This window comes from Hyphomicrobium sp., assembly GCF_019753045.1.
In the GTDB taxonomy this organism is placed as follows: Bacteria; Pseudomonadota; Alphaproteobacteria; order Rhizobiales; family Hyphomicrobiaceae; genus Hyphomicrobium_B.
Map to the genome: position 1 here is coordinate 224,660 of NZ_JAIELN010000006.1, position 14,816 is coordinate 239,475.

Below are 14,816 nucleotides of genomic sequence, written 5' to 3' on the forward strand. Positions count from 1 at the left end.
CTCTGCGACCGGCATCGTCGCCCGCTAATTCCAGCCGAAGATCGATTTTATGTGCATCCAAGCGTTCATCGCAGGGTTGCTCGATGTCTGCGCTTCCTTCAGAGCGGGAGGGTTCGTGGCAGTGGCATCAGGGATTGTGGCTTGCTGCGGCGGTTCGCTTCGAGATTGTCCGAGCAGGGCGTGCTTGGCATCTTTCAGGCTGACGTGCCTCGGGGTTGTGCCCTTGCATGTGTCGTCGCTCGCCACCTTGCAGTGCCGGAGACCTTCTGATTTGAGTAGCTTCACGCATGCCCGCTCGACAAGGACGTGCCCAAATGGGAGCGCTTCGACTTTTGCGGAATCGTCGACCACGCAAAGCCGGGTCGGTGCGGGCCCGTCGCAGCGGATGCAAACGGGCGAGCCGTGGCTGCTCGATGCCGCAGACGCGAGGATGAGGCCAGAGCTTGCGGCCACCCTCAATGCATGACACTGGGATTTTCCGACTGCCAAAATCTTCCCCCATTCCAAGCCGAAATTCGGTCCCAGGGGCGTTCGGATTTTGGCCGCGGCGTCTCAGTCTCGTAATATTGGCTCTTAACCTTCGATCGTAACCTTGATTTTTTGGGCAATTGGGCCCAAGGGCCCATGGGCGCGGCGAGGCGGGCCGTCCTTACATATCGGTAGCCGTTTGGCCGCAATTTCGTCACTCTCCGCAGAGAGTTCGACGGCCAATCGTCGAAAGTGGGCCGGTCGCATTAGCCCGCTCGCAAACATGAAGTCGCAATGCGGATTTTGATTATTGAAGACGATGCCGAGACAGCGAGGCTTGTCAGCGACAGCCTTTCGTCGAACGGGCATCAAGTCGAGATCGCTTCCGAGGGCATCAATGGCTTGAAGCAAGCGGCTGTCGGATCGTTCGACGTGTTGGTCATCGACCGGATGCTTCCGGATCTCGATGGCCTGAATGTCGTCCAGAGCTTGCGCCGTGCCGAGGTCACTTCCGGCATTATATTTCTCACTGCCGTCGGCGGCATAGAAGACCGTATCGAGGGCTTCGAAAGCGGCGCCGATGATTACCTAGTAAAGCCGTTTGCGCTGGGTGAGCTTCTCGCGCGCGTGACGGCGCTCGGGAGGCGGCCGCCAAGTCCGAAGCAGGACTTTCTTTTCAGGATCGATGACCTCGAGGTCAATCTCGTCAAACACGAAGTACGGCGCGGAGGTGAAGTCATCCATCTGCAGCCGCGCGAATTCAGGATGCTCGAGCTTCTGATCAAAAATCGCGGACGCGTCGTTACGAGATCGATGATTCTCGAACAAATGTGGGGGTTGGAGACGGACACCAAGACGTCCATTGTTCAAACAAACGTCAGCCGCTTGCGGTTGAAAATCGACCGGCCGGGGGATACGCCTCTGATCCGCACGGTGAGAGGCTTGGGTTACATCATTGATCAGCCGGCATAAGTTAACGCAACGAACGGCGTTTCGTCTGGCAGGTGTTGTCGCTGCCATTATCACGCTGACCAACGTCGTCATTTTTGCCATTTTATTTCTCGTCATCAGCGAGCAGCTCGGCCTGCATTTAAAAGCCCACGTCGACGAGGTGCGTGAAACTCTCGTCGATGTTCAAGGTGATGATGTCGAAGGATTTCGCGAGCTTGCGGAAACGGTCAGGCGGCATGCGCTGGTCGCTCAGTCGGACGAAGACATTTATCTGCTGACGGACGAGAACGGGAAATACATCGCGGGCAACGTCAAGTCGTTGGAGCGGTTCGATGGGTGGCGAACGATCCCGTGGGAGAATTTGCAACTCATCGGACAATGGTCGTCGCCGCGCGCGAGCGATGCCGTCATTGGAACCTGGACGCCCGTAAAAGGCGGCTATCTCTTTGTCGGAGACGGCAACGGCGATATCAAAGACGCACAAAAATTGCTGCTCACGGGCTTGCTGTGGGGCATCGGCCTGTCAGTAATTTGTGCGCTTTGCGGCGGCTACCTCATTGGCCTCAAGACGCAGCGGCGTGTCGAGGAGATGGAGCAGGTGCTCGATGCCGTTGCCTCCGGAGAATTCAACCGGCGCATCCCAAGGAATGCGGCGTCGGATGACATCGATCACGTGGCGGCTCTTATCAACGTAACGCTGGACCGATTGCAGAAGCTCATCGGCAACTTGAAGCAGGTATCGGTCGATATCGCGCACGATCTGCGCACGCCCATCAGCCGCATGCGCCAGAAGCTGGAAGTCGTCCGGTCTGGGCCTGCCACCATCGACACCTACAAAGCCGCCGTCGATGAGTCGCTCGGCGAGATCGACAGCATCGCGGATACCTTCGATGCGCTACTGCGCATTTCCGAAATCGAGGCGGGCGCCCGGAAGATGAAGTTCGTCGACGTCGAGTTGAGCGGCCTGTTGGCGAATATCATCGATGCCTTGGAAGCGGTTGCGGAAGAGCGTCACCATCGTTTGCGCGCGCTCGGCGGCGCGGGTGGTCCCGTGACGGTTCGCGGCGATAGGAGGCTTCTCAATCAGCTGTTCGTCAATCTCATCGAAAACGCGATCCTGCACTGTCCGCCCGCATCGGATATCGAGGTGGAGATGGCCGGCGACGCCCGGCAGCCGATCGTTCGGGTGCGCGATTCAGGACCCGGAATTCCCGCAGAAGAGCGCGAAAAAGTATTCAGGCGGCTTTACCGGTTGGAAAAAAGCCGGACCACGCGCGGGAGCGGGCTCGGCCTTAGCCTGGTTGCCGCTATTGCAGAGCTACACAGCGCCAAGGTGACGCTCGCGGATAACAAGCCGGGCCTCGTTGCTGAAATCATGTTCGATCAGGCGCCGCGCGTCAGCTAGCGGTCTGATGATAGCCGATCACACCGGTTCGCTTTTTCCAGAAATGGCCGAAAACAGCATCTGGACGAGGGCGACCGTGATGGCCATGAACACACCTGCAAAGATCACGTCAGACAGGAAGTGGCCGCCTTCCGTCATTCGCACAAAGCCGCACAAGCTTCCGAGCACGACGCCGGACGCGATCCAGGCGCCGGCCGCCGTGGGGAACAGGAAGGCGGCGACGAAACCCAAGACGTAGATCGAAGATGCTTCGCCGGAGAAAAACGAACAATTTCTTGGGCACTCCGTCGATTTGACCAGGGGGGGAGTAAACGATTTGTCTCCTCCGAATTCGACCACCATCTGTGGCCGGGCCCGCCCCCAATGGTCCTTGAAGCCGAGGTTGGCGACAGTCAGCGGTCCGACAAGAACGCAGATGGCGAGGAAAAGCCATTTATTCGAAGAGAGATTCAGCCACTTGCGTCCCGTCGAAAGCGTGATCACGCAGCCTACCAGCCCAACTGCGCAACCGCTGTAGAACAAGACGTTGAACAGGAACCGCGCCGCATTAAATGCAGTCGAGTCACGTCCGATGAATTGGTGGTTCGTGAAAATCCGTTCGGACACGGCGAGATCGAGCTTCGGATAAATCTGGAAAAGGACTGCGCTGGCGATGCCCACCGCCAGCCCGCCCAGGAAAAGGGTTTTCACGGTTCGGCGTTGGAGGTCGACCGGCGCAGCCGCCGCGTACGGCGCTGAAATTTCGTTTGAAACCAATGGCTTGCCCTCTCGAACCTTTCGGGTTGCAATCTCGAAGAGCTTTAAGCCCTGATCTGGGCGAATTTCTCTCAAATTCGTATGGTTTCCAACTTCGGCTCCGCTAACGTGAAAGGTCTGCCCGATCGGCCGGAGCTGGCGACGACCTTTGCTCGGACGACCAGCGCAACGACACGTAAAGCACCGTGAGCAAGAGCGCCAATGTCACGAGCGATGCGTATCCACGCGACATGCTCAGGCCTCCGGCGTCGAGTGGCTTCGTCAGGAAATCTCCAAAAGTCGCACCGAAGGGACGTGTAAAGACGAAGGCGATCCAGAACAAAAGGACGTCATTAATTCGCGTGAAGTAATGCAAGGCAGCCACTGCGAGGATGATGCCAGCGGTTACCACTGCGCCCTGGATAAAGCTAAGTCCAACGTTGTCTACGAGGTAATCACCGAAAGCTGTTCCAAGACTGTTTGAGAACAACACCGCCAGCCAGAACATCGACTCTGCGCTTGGCATCGTGATCGGATATACTCTGAGATTGCCTACCCGGTAATACCAGACCGCGAGGCTTAGAGCTAATCCGGTCATGAGTATTATCGAGCCGGCGAAATAGCCTAGGCCCAACGAGCGATCCATAAAGTCGGAGATTTCCGTTCCGGCAGTCGTCGTTGCGATGATCGCACTCCAGAATAGGACTGGGTGATATGTTTTGCTGCCGACCTGGGCCCACAACACGATGCTCAGTATAGAGAACGTAATGGCTAGACCGACGTAGTATCCGAGGCCAAGGGTCATGGAGATGAAATCGCCCGCGGTCTCTCCGAGTGTGGTTGCCAGCACCTTCATAATCCAGAAGAAGATCGTGACTTGGGCGATCTTCGAATATGTCGCCGCGCCGGAGGCGACGGGCTCTCGGTTCATTCGTGATCCTTTCGTATGGGGGGCTTCCCTCTAAACGGGCCTCGCCCTTCATTCCAAAACTTCGCATTGGCGGGTGGGGCGCAACGGCCTTCCGCGAAAATGTCTTTCGATCGCTTCGAGCGCGGATTTCCGGTCTCGATAGATCCGTTGATTGCCGAGATAGCAATTGGCGATCAAAACCAACGTCGGCGTTCCTACAGCCTTTGACGAACTCAGGGTCGCCAAGATCCCTTCGAACGCTTCGGCTTCGAGGGCAGGCTCTGCGAGCTGGCTCGCAACCGACTTGACCAGATCGATGTCGGCCGTCTTGAAGCGTTTGACGCTAAGGTTCGCTATTCGAGATGACGAAGAGATCTCGGCGATGAAGACGCCGATGGCAGCTCCGGGGCGGCCGGCGAACAACGTGAGGACGGTGCGAAGCGCGTTGGCCTGCTTCGTGGCGCCGAGAGCCCGGAAGCCCTGCTCGATGGCCTCCAAACTCTCTTTGAGCCGCAAAGGATAGGCGGTGGACGGGCTCATCCGCTTCATTCGCGTGAGGATCGTTTCCTTATGACCCTCATCAAAGCAAGCCGCCAAGCGATATAATTCCTGCGACCTCTCGAACTCCGCCAATTCAGCGAATGCGCGAAGGGATCGCGCGAATTCCTTAGTGTGCATGCCTTATTGCCCTAGCGATCACAGCGAAGCGGACCAACGTTCAGTCCCTTGGCGGTCACTTTGGGGCGCGATGCATACAGTTCTGTATGCCGGCGAGGGCGCATCCGGACAGGACTTGCCGATATGAGCAAGGTCAATCGCCCGCCCGCGCTTCCGCTCGGACGCCCGAAATACCGGAACAAACGCCGGAGGCCCCGCGTTCATGGCACGCTTGAACACGTTATCGGGAGAGTTCCCATGGGAAGAATTGACACGACGGATGAGGTTAGATCCGCCTCGCACGATCTGGCCGATCGAGCTGTTGATGCGGGACTGAGAGCCGTCGATTCGCTGGATCGGGCAGTATCGAGCGCTCAAGACACCAGCCAAAGACTCGCCGCTCAGACATCTGAACTCAGTGATAATTTGCAGAAAGTTGCCAAGAACTTTTCCAACGCCATCGACAAGTCTGTCGCGGAACAGCCGATGACAACGCTGGGAATGGCGGTGGCGGCTGGCTTTATTCTAGGCGCGATCTGGAAATCTTAATTTCGGAGTTTGCCGGGTGTTCGAAAGCTTATTCGAGAAAGCCGAAGCAAGCGTAGAAAATAGGCTTGGCGAACTCGGGAACCGAGTGTTGATCGGAATTCCGTTCATCGCGGCGCTGGGTTTTGCTGCGGCGAGTTTCTCATCATACGCAAATCGCAATTACGGTCCTGAGATCGGCAACCTGATCGTCGCGGGTGGATTTGTTTTGCTCGGATTCGTCGTTGCACTGGTGGTGAAGTTGCGGAAGCGGCCGATCGGCGCGTCGTTCGAGGCCAAAGAAGAGCCGAAAACCGAGGAACCTTCGAAGACCGGCCCTTCTTTTCTAGAAGACGACAAGGTGATGAGCATCGTTTCGGCTGCCGCACCGATCGTGCTTCCGGCGATGTTACGAACGGCATCGAAAAACTGGCCGCTCATTCTGGCGGCCGCGGCTGGCCTCTACGTCGTCAGCCGCTCCGAGAGCGCAGGGAGCACTCCGCAATCCCCGCCGCAAGCTTGATAAGGAGAACGCAATGGGATCCGCAGGTATGAACAGATCCGACGACGACATGATGGAAGCTCAGGAACACGAGGAAAGCAGATCGCTTCTCAGTGATCCGACAGTCGCGTTGCTGGCAGCAGGTGCTATCGGCTTTGCGGTCGGCGCCGTGATCTGGCGATATAGAAAATCCAACACGTCATCGTACGGCTCATTCGAGCGTGCCTTTGACATGGCTCGATCTGGCGCAACAGACACAGTCCAAAAGCTTCGCAGGAGACTGCAGGACGAGGGCTATTCTCCTGCCCAGCTCGAAGGCGCGGCAAAGAAGCATTTGGGCCGGTTTATCGACGCCGTGCAAAGAAGGGCCTACTAGTTTCGCGGCGCGATTTATGTAATCAAAATCCCGGAACAGCATCGTCGCGCGTGCGGCTCCGATGCTGTTCCGATTTTTTTGCCTCGGCCCAGGGAAGACTGGGTGCTGTCTAGGTTTTTCACCCAACATGACAGGAGCGAACGCGAGACATGCAGCCGATCCATAAGATCATCTTTCATATCGTTCTGATTGCCGGTATCGCGATTATCGTTAGTCACTATGGGCACATGGGCGAAGCGTTTTCACCTGCAGATGCGCAGGATGCGCACGCGGTGAAGTGAAGAGTTCGAAAGTTCAAGCCCCCTGCGATTTTGAGATACGTCAGCACACGTCCACTGCTCAGGAACTTAGTGGTTGCGCCACGCGTTTAGAGCCGCATCCACAAAAGGAGTTACCGCTATGGGCAGCACTGCTGACAAGGTTTCCGGCTACGCGAACGAAGTTGCAGGCAACATCAAGAAGAACCTCGGCAAGGCCGTTGGTTCGGACAAGATGCGGGTCGAAGGCGCTCTTCAGGAATTGAAGGGTGAAGCGCAGGTCGAAGTCGGAAAGGCGAAAGCTACCGTAAAGGACGGCGCCAACAAAGTTGCCGACGAGATCAATCGCAAGCTCTAGTCAAAAGCACAAAGGCTGGTCGACGACCGGCCTTTTCTTTGCTGCAGGTTTGCAATGCGCGCTGTCGACATCAATAATAGCGGTCCGACCTCGATACGTCGGCTGAGAAGGCGCCAGGCTGCCTTTGCTGCAGGCGACGCGCCCAGCCGGCTGACGGCGATGAATGCCGCTTGCTACATGGTCATCTTCGCCGGCGCCATACTCATTCTCTACTACGGCAGCAGCGTATTAATGCCGCTCGCATTGGCGGGCCTTCTGAGTTTCGTATTGACGCCGGCAATTCGTCTGTTGAAGCAGGCGGGCGTTCCGAAAGTGCCCTCGGTGATTGCCGTCGTGGTGATCTCGATTGCAGCTATCGGTGGCATTGGCGTCGTCGTCGGCGGACAGATCTCGGATTTGCTCGAGCGAATTCCGGCCTACGAATACAACCTGCTCAAAAAGGTTTCATCGGTTCGTTCCGCGTCTGTTGAATCCGGTGTTCTAGAACGGGCGAGGAGCACGCTCGACGATCTTCAGGCAGAGCTTTCGCGCTCCGACAGCGGAAAGCGTTCGGCCGTCCCCGCTGCTCCAGACGGCACTGCCGCCGTCAAACCGATTCCGGTCGAAATACACCAACCGCCGGAGCCGGTACTCGATAAGACAGTGTCCCTGATCCGCCCGCTGATGTCGCCGCTTGCGACGACGGGACTTATCATTCTCTTTCTCTTCTTCATTCTCGCTCAGCGGGAAGATCTGAGAGACCGGTTTCTTAGACTTGCGGGAAAGGGTGATCTCCAGCGAACGACTGTTGCGCTCGACGATGCCGGCGACCGGCTCAGCAGGTTTTTCATCATTCAGGGTTTGCTGAACACGAGCTTCGGCGTGTTTATCGGCTTGTGCCTTTGGGCGATGGGTCTGCCGAATCCTGTCCTATGGGGCGTTCTCGCAGGGCTGATGCGGTTTGTTCCGTTCATCGGCTCGGTGATCGCGAGCGTGTTTCCGATTATTCTTGCGGCCGCAATCGATCCCGGCTGGTCGCTCGTCTTGTGGACGGCAGCGCTGTTCCTCGTGTCCGAAGTCATGGCGGGGGAAGTCATCGAGCCGATGCTCTACGGACGCAACACGGGACTATCTCCTGTTGCCGTGGTCGTTGCGACGCTTTTCTGGACGTTGTTGTGGGGGCCGGTCGGATTGATTTTGGCTACACCACTTACGGTCTGTCTCATGGTGTTGGGCAGGCACGTCGAGGCGCTGAGCTTCCTCGAAATCCTGTTTGGAGACGAACCGGCTCTCGAACCTCACGAGCGATTATATCAACGCGTTCTGGCGGGTGATGGCGTCGAGGCGATCGAAGTTGCGGAGCAGAGCATGAAAGAAATGCCTCTGATCCGCTATTACGACGACGTCGCGTTGAAGGCGCTGTCGATGGCTTACGAAGATGCTTCCGCGGGACGGCTCAGCTCCGACGAGATCACGGAGGTCAAGGACGCGATCGACGACGTTGTCGATGGTTTGTCGGAACATGCTACCGGCGGAGAGTCCGCCGAGGCAAGTGGTGCGCCAAGCGAGAAGTCCGCTGAGGATGACGTAAAAAGCGATGTTGTGCTTTGCCTTCCCGTGCGCAGCGAACTCGATGAGGGGCCTCTTTTGATGCTGGAGCAAGTGCTCGAGGCACAGGGTATTCACGCATCTACGCTTTCCTACAATGCGTCGATTCGTTTGCGCTCACTCGATGCAAGGCGTAGTCCGGCAAAGGTCGTTGTCTTCGGCTATTTGGGATCCAAGAAGGTTCCAGCGTTCATGGGCATTCTCATGCGTCGCGCACGCAGCGTGATGCCGGAAGCGATCATGGTCGCGGGCTTCTGGTCGCTGGCGAGTAATGGAGCTCGAGCTGAAGAGTGGCGCGAAGCTGTGGGCGCGGATCGTGTCGTGACCAAAATTTCCGACGCTTTGGCGCTGTGTGATGAATTGCTTGATCGCGGTGCGATCTCAGATGGCGAACCGTCTCGCACGAATGTCGTCTATGAAAATTCGATGCGGTTCGGCGAGGAGCTAGGTCCCTCGGTTTAGAACTCCGAGCGTACTGACATTTAGATGACGTCGAGCGATGTGATCTGTTGCTGGCCGTGGCTGATTGCGGCGCTTAGCTTAAGTTTTTGTGGTGTTTCGCGTACTGCAGGTGGCCCATCTTCATCAAAACAACCGCCAACTGATGAATGGCTGTTCAGGGAACGACTCTTCGGAACTTCATGGATGTCATGCCGTTGAAAGCTCGCGCCCGTGAGGCGTGGATCATTACCGCTGATCCAAAGAAGAAGAGGAGACCGGCTATGAAGATTATTACCAAGTGCGTGCTTGCTGCCGCGAGCATGGTTTCGGCCACGACAGCTTCGGCCGAAATCGTTTGCAATGGCGAGGGCGACTGCTGGCATGTCCGCGAGCGTCACGCGTATCGTCCGGAATTTGGTTTGCGTGTTTACTCGGACGATTGGAGATGGGCTGACGCCGACGCCAAGAGGTATCGCTGGCGCGAGCACGAGGGACGCGGATATTGGCGCAACGGTATCTGGATCGAGTTCTAAGTTTGAAAGTGGCGGTCGCTTTTAGGGCATCGCGACCGCCACAGACGAGTTCGAACGGTTCCGTTCGAACTCGATAAAAAGGAGAACACCCCGACGAGCGAGGGTTGCTGTCGGGGTGCGGGGTCTCTCCCAGATTTGCCAATGAGGGCGAGAGATTTTGACCGTTGCGTGAGGCATGATTCGAAGCAAGGGCGAAGCCCGAGTTTTCAACAGCACGCGGATTTAAGGCGGCAATTGACTGTTGACGAACGGTGTAAATTAGCAATTGCGCCGCAAACCGCTTATTTCTTCTCCAGGAGAAGCTTGGTGCGGGATGCCAGTCCTTTGAGCGCCAACTCTGCGAAACGCTGAAGAAGCCATGGCAGAACAAGTTCGAGGCGTACAGAATCGTTCATCACCAAAGCGGACCCACTCGCCTTGTGGCCCATTCCGGTCAAGCTGAACTCCAACAGATCGCCGTTCCAAACTTCACGGTCAATCGTCACGAACGGGAGATGGGCCGATGCCAATCCGCTTTTCAGCCGCCGTATAGCTTCGTCTTTTCCAAGGCGATGGGGAATGGTGATGACAACGGGCTCTGACACGAACTCATATCCTTGCAGTAAATTGCGGGCGGTCTAATCCGCGGATTGAGCAATATTGCCCGCTCTATAACGCCGCTCAGCAAGTCTTCGATCCAGGGTTACGGAAGTGATCGGATTTGCTCTTATTTTTCGGTCGAAGATTGAGCCTGCTTTAAAATCGATCCGTATACATGGCATCATTCCAGATTTTGGCGTTTTCGTCCAAGGATGGTCTGATGTCTCAGGTGCTGCGAGGCGGCATCACCCGCCTCGACATGATGACGAAGTTCACGCTCGCGACGCTCGCGCTTGCCAGCGGAATTTATACATACATCGGCGTTCGAAGCCTTCTCGAGGGTTCTCCAATCGAGGTGTTTCTCGCCGCGATCGTGTACTCGGCGGCGGTGTCCGTCGTCATATTTGCATTTTGGACATATTTGATGCGATTTCTGCCGCACGTTCGGCAGGCATCGTCGCGGCGGCTCATGTATGTCGCCATGTTCATCGGCAGCTTGATGATCCTCGCGATGTCGGCTTGGCTAAATGCGGCGGCGCTCGCGGGGGCTGCTGCGCTCCAGCAGCACATGGCGAATTCTACCGATCAATTTCAGCAGAGCTTCGATCGGGCGCACGGGAATGCCCTCGCGGCGCAAGGCCTCTTGCCGGACATTCAATTGGCTTCGCGACGGTTTTCCCTTCTTTCCGATCAAGAACGTCAATCGGGTGCGCTGACGGGAACGTCGGGAAGCGGGACCGTGGTTCAGCTGACTGCACAGATGTCGGCGCAGCTCAATGCGCTTGCCGGCGAAGTCGACGCGTCGCGCGACCGGATAAAGACGCTCTTTGAATCGGGTAGCAAGACGCTCGAAAGAATGCGTCAGCTCACTTCCGGTGCAGGGCCAATCGATGAGCGGACGAATGAGTTTGCAGCAGAGACAGTCGTCTTGACCGGGATCATTGCCGATCTGCAGCAGACTTCGATTGCGCCCGCGGTCAAGCGAACAGCAGAGGATCTATCGAAGTCTTTTATCGCGCCTGCTGCTGACGGCCGGACCGCCGATTTAGCTGGTCGCCAGAACCAAGTCGTTGGGAAGGTAGAGCAGTCGATCAAAGCTCAATCGCAGGCGTTGGCAATTGCTGCCGACGACATTCTATCGCGGCCCGAGGTGAAGCCTGTGCGGTTCGTTCCTTTGTCGACGGCCGAAGCCGTGATTCAGTATGGCACTGACTTTCTGCCCAGCTGGGCGGGCGCCATCTCGCTGGACCTGATGCCAGCGGTGTTGATTTTCATCCATTCGATCGTCTTCGAGGCGATCCGAAGGGATGAGGGCGACGCGCGTGACGAAGATGGAATGTCCGCCGGGGAGGTCATGCGGGCTCTCAAGATTTATAACAACATGCAGGCGCTTGAAGCCCGGCCCTTATCATCGCCGCCTCATGTGGCTCTCGAAAGATCTGCGTCAGCTGAAGCGCCCGCTGCGGGTATCGAGAAGCCACCTGGAAATGTCGCCTCCATCAATCCGGCTGCCGGATTCAACCGGTAACTGTCATGGCCGGAAAACGCATCGTGTGGCGGGAGGAGGGTGTCTTAGAGGGCGCGCTCATACGATCGATATTTCTCTTCCTGGTGGCGATGAGCGTCGGCATGCTCGCATTGGATCTTCGCGATCAGCTGGATCTCGCGCTCGACGAGGGAGCGGAGCAGGTGACGCGTGTTGTCATTCAACCCCTGACCCGAACGAACCAAGAGCGGCCCTACTTCCCGAAGGCGTTGCCCGTCATCCCTGGAGCAGGGAGCCCGAAAATGCCGGGCGTCCCGGACAAGCCGACGCCCGATATGGTTGCTGGCCGCATGTCGTTTCATGTGGGTGCTAACGGCGACGTGTCGGCAGTCGGGAGAATTGAAACAGGGAGTTCGGACGATTTCGAGAAGTTTCTCGATCACGATGGAAAAGGCGCAAAGACGATTTGGCTGCTTTCGCCGGGAGGATCGGTGCCGGACGCCATCAGCATGGGCCGGTCCGTCAGGAAGCGCGGGCTCGATACGATGGTGGCCGATAATGGATATTGCGCCTCGTCATGTCCGCTGATGTTCGCAGGTGGTGTTCGCCGCACGGCGGGGAAGCATGCGCTGATAGGAGTTCATCAGGTTTCGGCTGTGGCGAAAGGGACTGAAACTTGGGGCGACGGTATTTCCGCCGCTCAACAGATATCCGCGCGCTGCGTGGAATATCTTGTCAGCATGGGTGTCGATCCAGATAGCTGGATAAAAGCAATGCGGACGCCTAAGGAGCGTCTCTATATTTTCAGGACCGATGAGCTGCACGTCCTGAAGATCACGACGGGAGCTGCGAAGACCTGAAACTCCCGCATGCTGCCGGCCTACGAATGGATCCTCAATTGTCACTTTCGCCTTACGGATATTTCATATGGGGCGCAGATAAGCGGGACTGAGAGTCAATTCGAATAGTTCTGATGAAACCGATTCGCTCGTTCTGCCGTATCAAGAGACACGTGGCCCGTGACGCTTGCAGACGGTGCCGACGAGCTGAAGCAATTCAGCGGAGCCCCGGCGGCTTTCTAGCCGGGGCTTTTTCATTTTTTGCGATGCACCTGCTGCAGCGCACGGCTACATTGCCCAGAATTAAGGAACGCGCGCCCCACCCATGCGTAAACCATATGCACGATGAGAAAAGTAAAACACGCAAAGTCCTCATGCCCGCGAGGACGATGAAAGCGGCGAGGCCCTGAAAAGGGTCAGAAGCCGTATCACACCGGAGGAAACCCCGAGTGTGGAGAGCCTCGGCTTCTTCCGGGGCTCTTATTTTGCGATTATATGCGGGGAGCTATTTCCGCTTCGCCTTCAGATACGCCCCGACTTTCTCGACATTATTGGATCCGACGGCCCGGATCGCGCCTGCGAGGCCTTGTCCGGTTACGCCGAATTTCTTCTTCCAATATTGGACCTCATAGGGCTCGCTCATCGCAATGCGTGTACGGTCCTGCTTGCCTTTCTTTGTTTTGTCATCGGCCATTGAAACATCCTTTCCCGACTAGCTTTCGCATTTAAATCGTATCACGGCTTCGCGTTATCCGCACGCTGTCGAAATGCGGAGCCGGCCGATTGCGAAATCATCCAGCCGGATCGGCGACGAGGAAGTGTCAGGCTGCTTCAGCGTTATGGGTGTGCTCCGGGCGACCCATGATTATGCTCGCCAACTTCTTGGGATCGCGCTCGCCGCGGTCGGCGGCTTCAAAGAGCCGTTGAACCATTGTCGGAATGGAAATCTGCAGTTCGTGCTCGGCTGCTTCGCAAACTGCGCGATCGAGCACGGCGTAGAAGCCCGCTAGCTCGGCGGCCGTATAGCCTTGTGTCTTCATGTGCGTCCCTCAAAGTGGTCGGCAGCCCCCGTTCATTCACAGAACCGTCAGCCTGGAATCGAGGTTCCAAAAGTTCTCCGGACAATATTTTCTTTATGTGCCCCAATATGTTCATGGTTCTTTAACAGCGCTTGTGACCGCGCGGCGCCCGATATGTTTCAGAAGTGCAGATGGGAATTCCGATGATATTTCGTGGCGCATCGGCGTCTTCGCTCTCGAGCGATTGAGGCCGGATCCTAGCAATTGGCTGGCGCCAAGTGCGCTTTGGGCTGAATATTCTCTCTGGTGCCGCAAGAAGGACGTGCAGCCGCTGCCTGTCGCCAACTTTCTACAGAAGTTCGACGAGGCTGCGTCGATATTAGGCGTTCGAAGGCTTCGTGCGGGCGACGAAGTGGGCTACGCGAGGATCGCCTTCAAACCCACGGCTTGATGGTTGCTTGGCGTGCCAAGGATCAGGGGCTGTAGCCGACGCCTGATGTTCCTGAGTCCGGTGTCATGGCTGCGTCCGCGTTCAATGCAGCGTTCGTTTGCGAGTCCGCATTGAGCGAGTAGGCGCTCAACGCCATGAATGAGATGAATAATACCGAAAGCGCGGCCACAAGCGATTTCATAAGTCACCCTCGCGAAACCCTCACTTGAACGTATTTCGGAGCTTTAGGTTCCGCGACTGGCGGATCGGTCATTTTCGCATCGGGCTACCGGGTCCGGTCGTCCTTATGCCGCTTTTTGCATGGTTGCGCTCATGGCCTCGCAGCTCTCTGCGCAAACGCTGCAATCATCCACGCAATCCTGCATGTCCCCGATTTTCTGGCAGCTTTGGGCGCATGCGCGGCAGATTTGCGCGCAGGCGTGACAGACGAAGACGTGCTGGGGAATCCCCGTCAGGAGGACCGCTGCCGCCGCTTTGCAAATTTCAGCGCAGGCGATCATCAACTGGAAATGCTCGGGTTCCGTATGCTTGCCGCCAGACTCGAGGCAATGGTTCATGGCCTCGCTAAAGCACGTGGTGGCGCAGGTCTGGCAAAGATCGGCACAGGCCCGCATTTCAGTGCTGAGTTGTTCCATCGTACGCTACCTCCAGGAGTTCGACATGGGAGGAACTTCGTTTAGGGCCGAGAGTTGCGGGCTTGGGCTGAGTTGTGCGCGATTTCCTTGATCCACTGCGCG

20 protein-coding genes are annotated in these 14,816 nt (G+C 57.0%); 11 read left to right on the top strand and 9 right to left on the bottom strand.

Annotation, left to right across the window (positions count from 1 at the left end; genetic code table 11):
• Positions 1–24: 24 nt before the first annotated feature.
• Entirely contained in the window at positions 25–285 is a 261-nt protein-coding gene (locus K2Q04_RS07820; RefSeq protein WP_291161549.1) for a hypothetical protein, read from the bottom strand.
• A gap of 477 nt (positions 286–762) precedes the next feature.
• Here K2Q04_RS07820 and K2Q04_RS07825 point away from each other — a divergent pair, with 477 nt between their 5' ends.
• The gene (locus tag K2Q04_RS07825) at positions 763–1,440 is read left to right on the top strand and encodes a response regulator transcription factor (protein WP_291161551.1); all 678 of its coding nucleotides are present in this window, start codon (positions 763–765) and stop codon (positions 1,438–1,440) included.
• Positions 1,424–2,824, top strand: a complete 1,401-nt coding sequence (locus tag K2Q04_RS07830) for an ATP-binding protein (protein ID WP_291161554.1) — start codon at positions 1,424–1,426, stop codon at positions 2,822–2,824. Before K2Q04_RS07825 ends, K2Q04_RS07830 begins: the two co-directional genes overlap by 17 nt.
• Before the next feature lie 18 nt (positions 2,825–2,842).
• On the opposite strand, the gene K2Q04_RS07835 is transcribed toward K2Q04_RS07830, so the two are convergent.
• The 3 genes from K2Q04_RS07835 to K2Q04_RS07845 all read right to left on the bottom strand — a co-directional run bounded on the left by K2Q04_RS07835 (position 2,843) and on the right by K2Q04_RS07845 (position 5,147).
• Positions 2,843–3,580 (bottom strand): phosphatase PAP2 family protein, encoded by a 738-nt coding sequence (locus K2Q04_RS07835; RefSeq protein ID WP_291161557.1) that lies wholly within the window; start codon positions 3,578–3,580, stop codon positions 2,843–2,845.
• Between the two features lie 103 nt (positions 3,581–3,683).
• Positions 3,684–4,490 carry a hypothetical protein gene (locus tag K2Q04_RS07840; protein WP_291161560.1) on the bottom strand — a complete coding sequence of 269 codons (807 nt, stop codon included), beginning with the start codon at positions 4,488–4,490 and terminating at the stop codon, positions 3,684–3,686.
• Between the two features lie 48 nt (positions 4,491–4,538).
• Positions 4,539–5,147 carry a hypothetical protein gene (locus K2Q04_RS07845; RefSeq protein ID WP_291161563.1) on the bottom strand — a complete coding sequence of 203 codons (609 nt, stop codon included), beginning with the start codon at positions 5,145–5,147 and terminating at the stop codon, positions 4,539–4,541.
• Between the two features lie 237 nt (positions 5,148–5,384).
• Between K2Q04_RS07845 and K2Q04_RS07850 the strand changes: the two genes are divergently transcribed.
• From K2Q04_RS07850 to K2Q04_RS07880, 7 genes are all read left to right on the top strand, one after another.
• Positions 5,385–5,675, top strand: coding sequence for a hypothetical protein (locus K2Q04_RS07850; protein WP_291161566.1), 291 nt, complete (start codon positions 5,385–5,387; stop codon positions 5,673–5,675).
• Between the two features lie 16 nt (positions 5,676–5,691).
• Positions 5,692–6,174, top strand: a complete 483-nt coding sequence (locus tag K2Q04_RS07855; RefSeq protein WP_291161568.1) for a hypothetical protein — start codon at positions 5,692–5,694, stop codon at positions 6,172–6,174.
• 28 nt (positions 6,175–6,202) lie between these two features.
• Positions 6,203–6,529: a hypothetical protein gene (locus K2Q04_RS07860; RefSeq protein ID WP_291161570.1), complete on the top strand. Its 327-nt coding sequence runs from the start codon at positions 6,203–6,205 to the stop codon at positions 6,527–6,529.
• Between the two features lie 149 nt (positions 6,530–6,678).
• Positions 6,679–6,810: a hypothetical protein gene (locus K2Q04_RS07865; protein WP_291161573.1), complete on the top strand. Its 132-nt coding sequence runs from the start codon at positions 6,679–6,681 to the stop codon at positions 6,808–6,810.
• Positions 6,811–6,928: 118 nt separating this feature from the next.
• The gene (locus K2Q04_RS07870) at positions 6,929–7,144 is read left to right on the top strand and encodes a CsbD family protein (RefSeq protein ID WP_291161574.1); all 216 of its coding nucleotides are present in this window, start codon (positions 6,929–6,931) and stop codon (positions 7,142–7,144) included.
• A 54-nt stretch (positions 7,145–7,198) separates the two neighbouring features.
• The gene (locus tag K2Q04_RS07875) at positions 7,199–9,193 is read left to right on the top strand and encodes an AI-2E family transporter (RefSeq protein ID WP_291161577.1); all 1,995 of its coding nucleotides are present in this window, start codon (positions 7,199–7,201) and stop codon (positions 9,191–9,193) included.
• A gap of 260 nt (positions 9,194–9,453) precedes the next feature.
• Positions 9,454–9,705 carry a hypothetical protein gene (locus K2Q04_RS07880; RefSeq protein ID WP_291161580.1) on the top strand — a complete coding sequence of 84 codons (252 nt, stop codon included), beginning with the start codon at positions 9,454–9,456 and terminating at the stop codon, positions 9,703–9,705.
• Between the two features lie 281 nt (positions 9,706–9,986).
• Here the strand turns inward: K2Q04_RS07880 and K2Q04_RS07885 are convergent, their stop codons facing one another.
• Positions 9,987–10,289, bottom strand: coding sequence for a polyhydroxyalkanoic acid system family protein (locus K2Q04_RS07885; RefSeq protein WP_291161583.1), 303 nt, complete (start codon positions 10,287–10,289; stop codon positions 9,987–9,989).
• A 170-nt stretch (positions 10,290–10,459) separates the two neighbouring features.
• Here K2Q04_RS07885 and K2Q04_RS07890 point away from each other — a divergent pair, with 170 nt between their 5' ends.
• Entirely contained in the window at positions 10,460–11,812 is a 1,353-nt protein-coding gene (locus K2Q04_RS07890) for a hypothetical protein (RefSeq protein ID WP_291161586.1), read from the top strand.
• A 5-nt stretch (positions 11,813–11,817) separates the two neighbouring features.
• Positions 11,818–12,630 (top strand): hypothetical protein, encoded by an 813-nt coding sequence (locus K2Q04_RS07895; RefSeq protein WP_291161589.1) that lies wholly within the window; start codon positions 11,818–11,820, stop codon positions 12,628–12,630.
• Between the two features lie 484 nt (positions 12,631–13,114).
• On the opposite strand, the gene K2Q04_RS07900 is transcribed toward K2Q04_RS07895, so the two are convergent.
• The 4 genes from K2Q04_RS07900 to K2Q04_RS07915 form a co-directional block, all read right to left on the bottom strand.
• On the bottom strand, positions 13,115–13,303 hold the full coding sequence (locus K2Q04_RS07900) for a DUF3606 domain-containing protein (protein WP_092863257.1): 189 nt from the start codon (positions 13,301–13,303) through the stop codon (positions 13,115–13,117).
• 127 nt (positions 13,304–13,430) lie between these two features.
• Positions 13,431–13,649, bottom strand: coding sequence for a hypothetical protein (locus K2Q04_RS07905; protein ID WP_291161594.1), 219 nt, complete (start codon positions 13,647–13,649; stop codon positions 13,431–13,433).
• A gap of 452 nt (positions 13,650–14,101) precedes the next feature.
• On the bottom strand, positions 14,102–14,260 hold the full coding sequence (locus tag K2Q04_RS07910) for a hypothetical protein (RefSeq protein WP_291161597.1): 159 nt from the start codon (positions 14,258–14,260) through the stop codon (positions 14,102–14,104).
• A gap of 103 nt (positions 14,261–14,363) precedes the next feature.
• Positions 14,364–14,714 carry a four-helix bundle copper-binding protein gene (locus K2Q04_RS07915; RefSeq protein WP_291161600.1) on the bottom strand — a complete coding sequence of 117 codons (351 nt, stop codon included), beginning with the start codon at positions 14,712–14,714 and terminating at the stop codon, positions 14,364–14,366.
• Between the last annotated feature and the right edge of the window lie 102 nt (positions 14,715–14,816).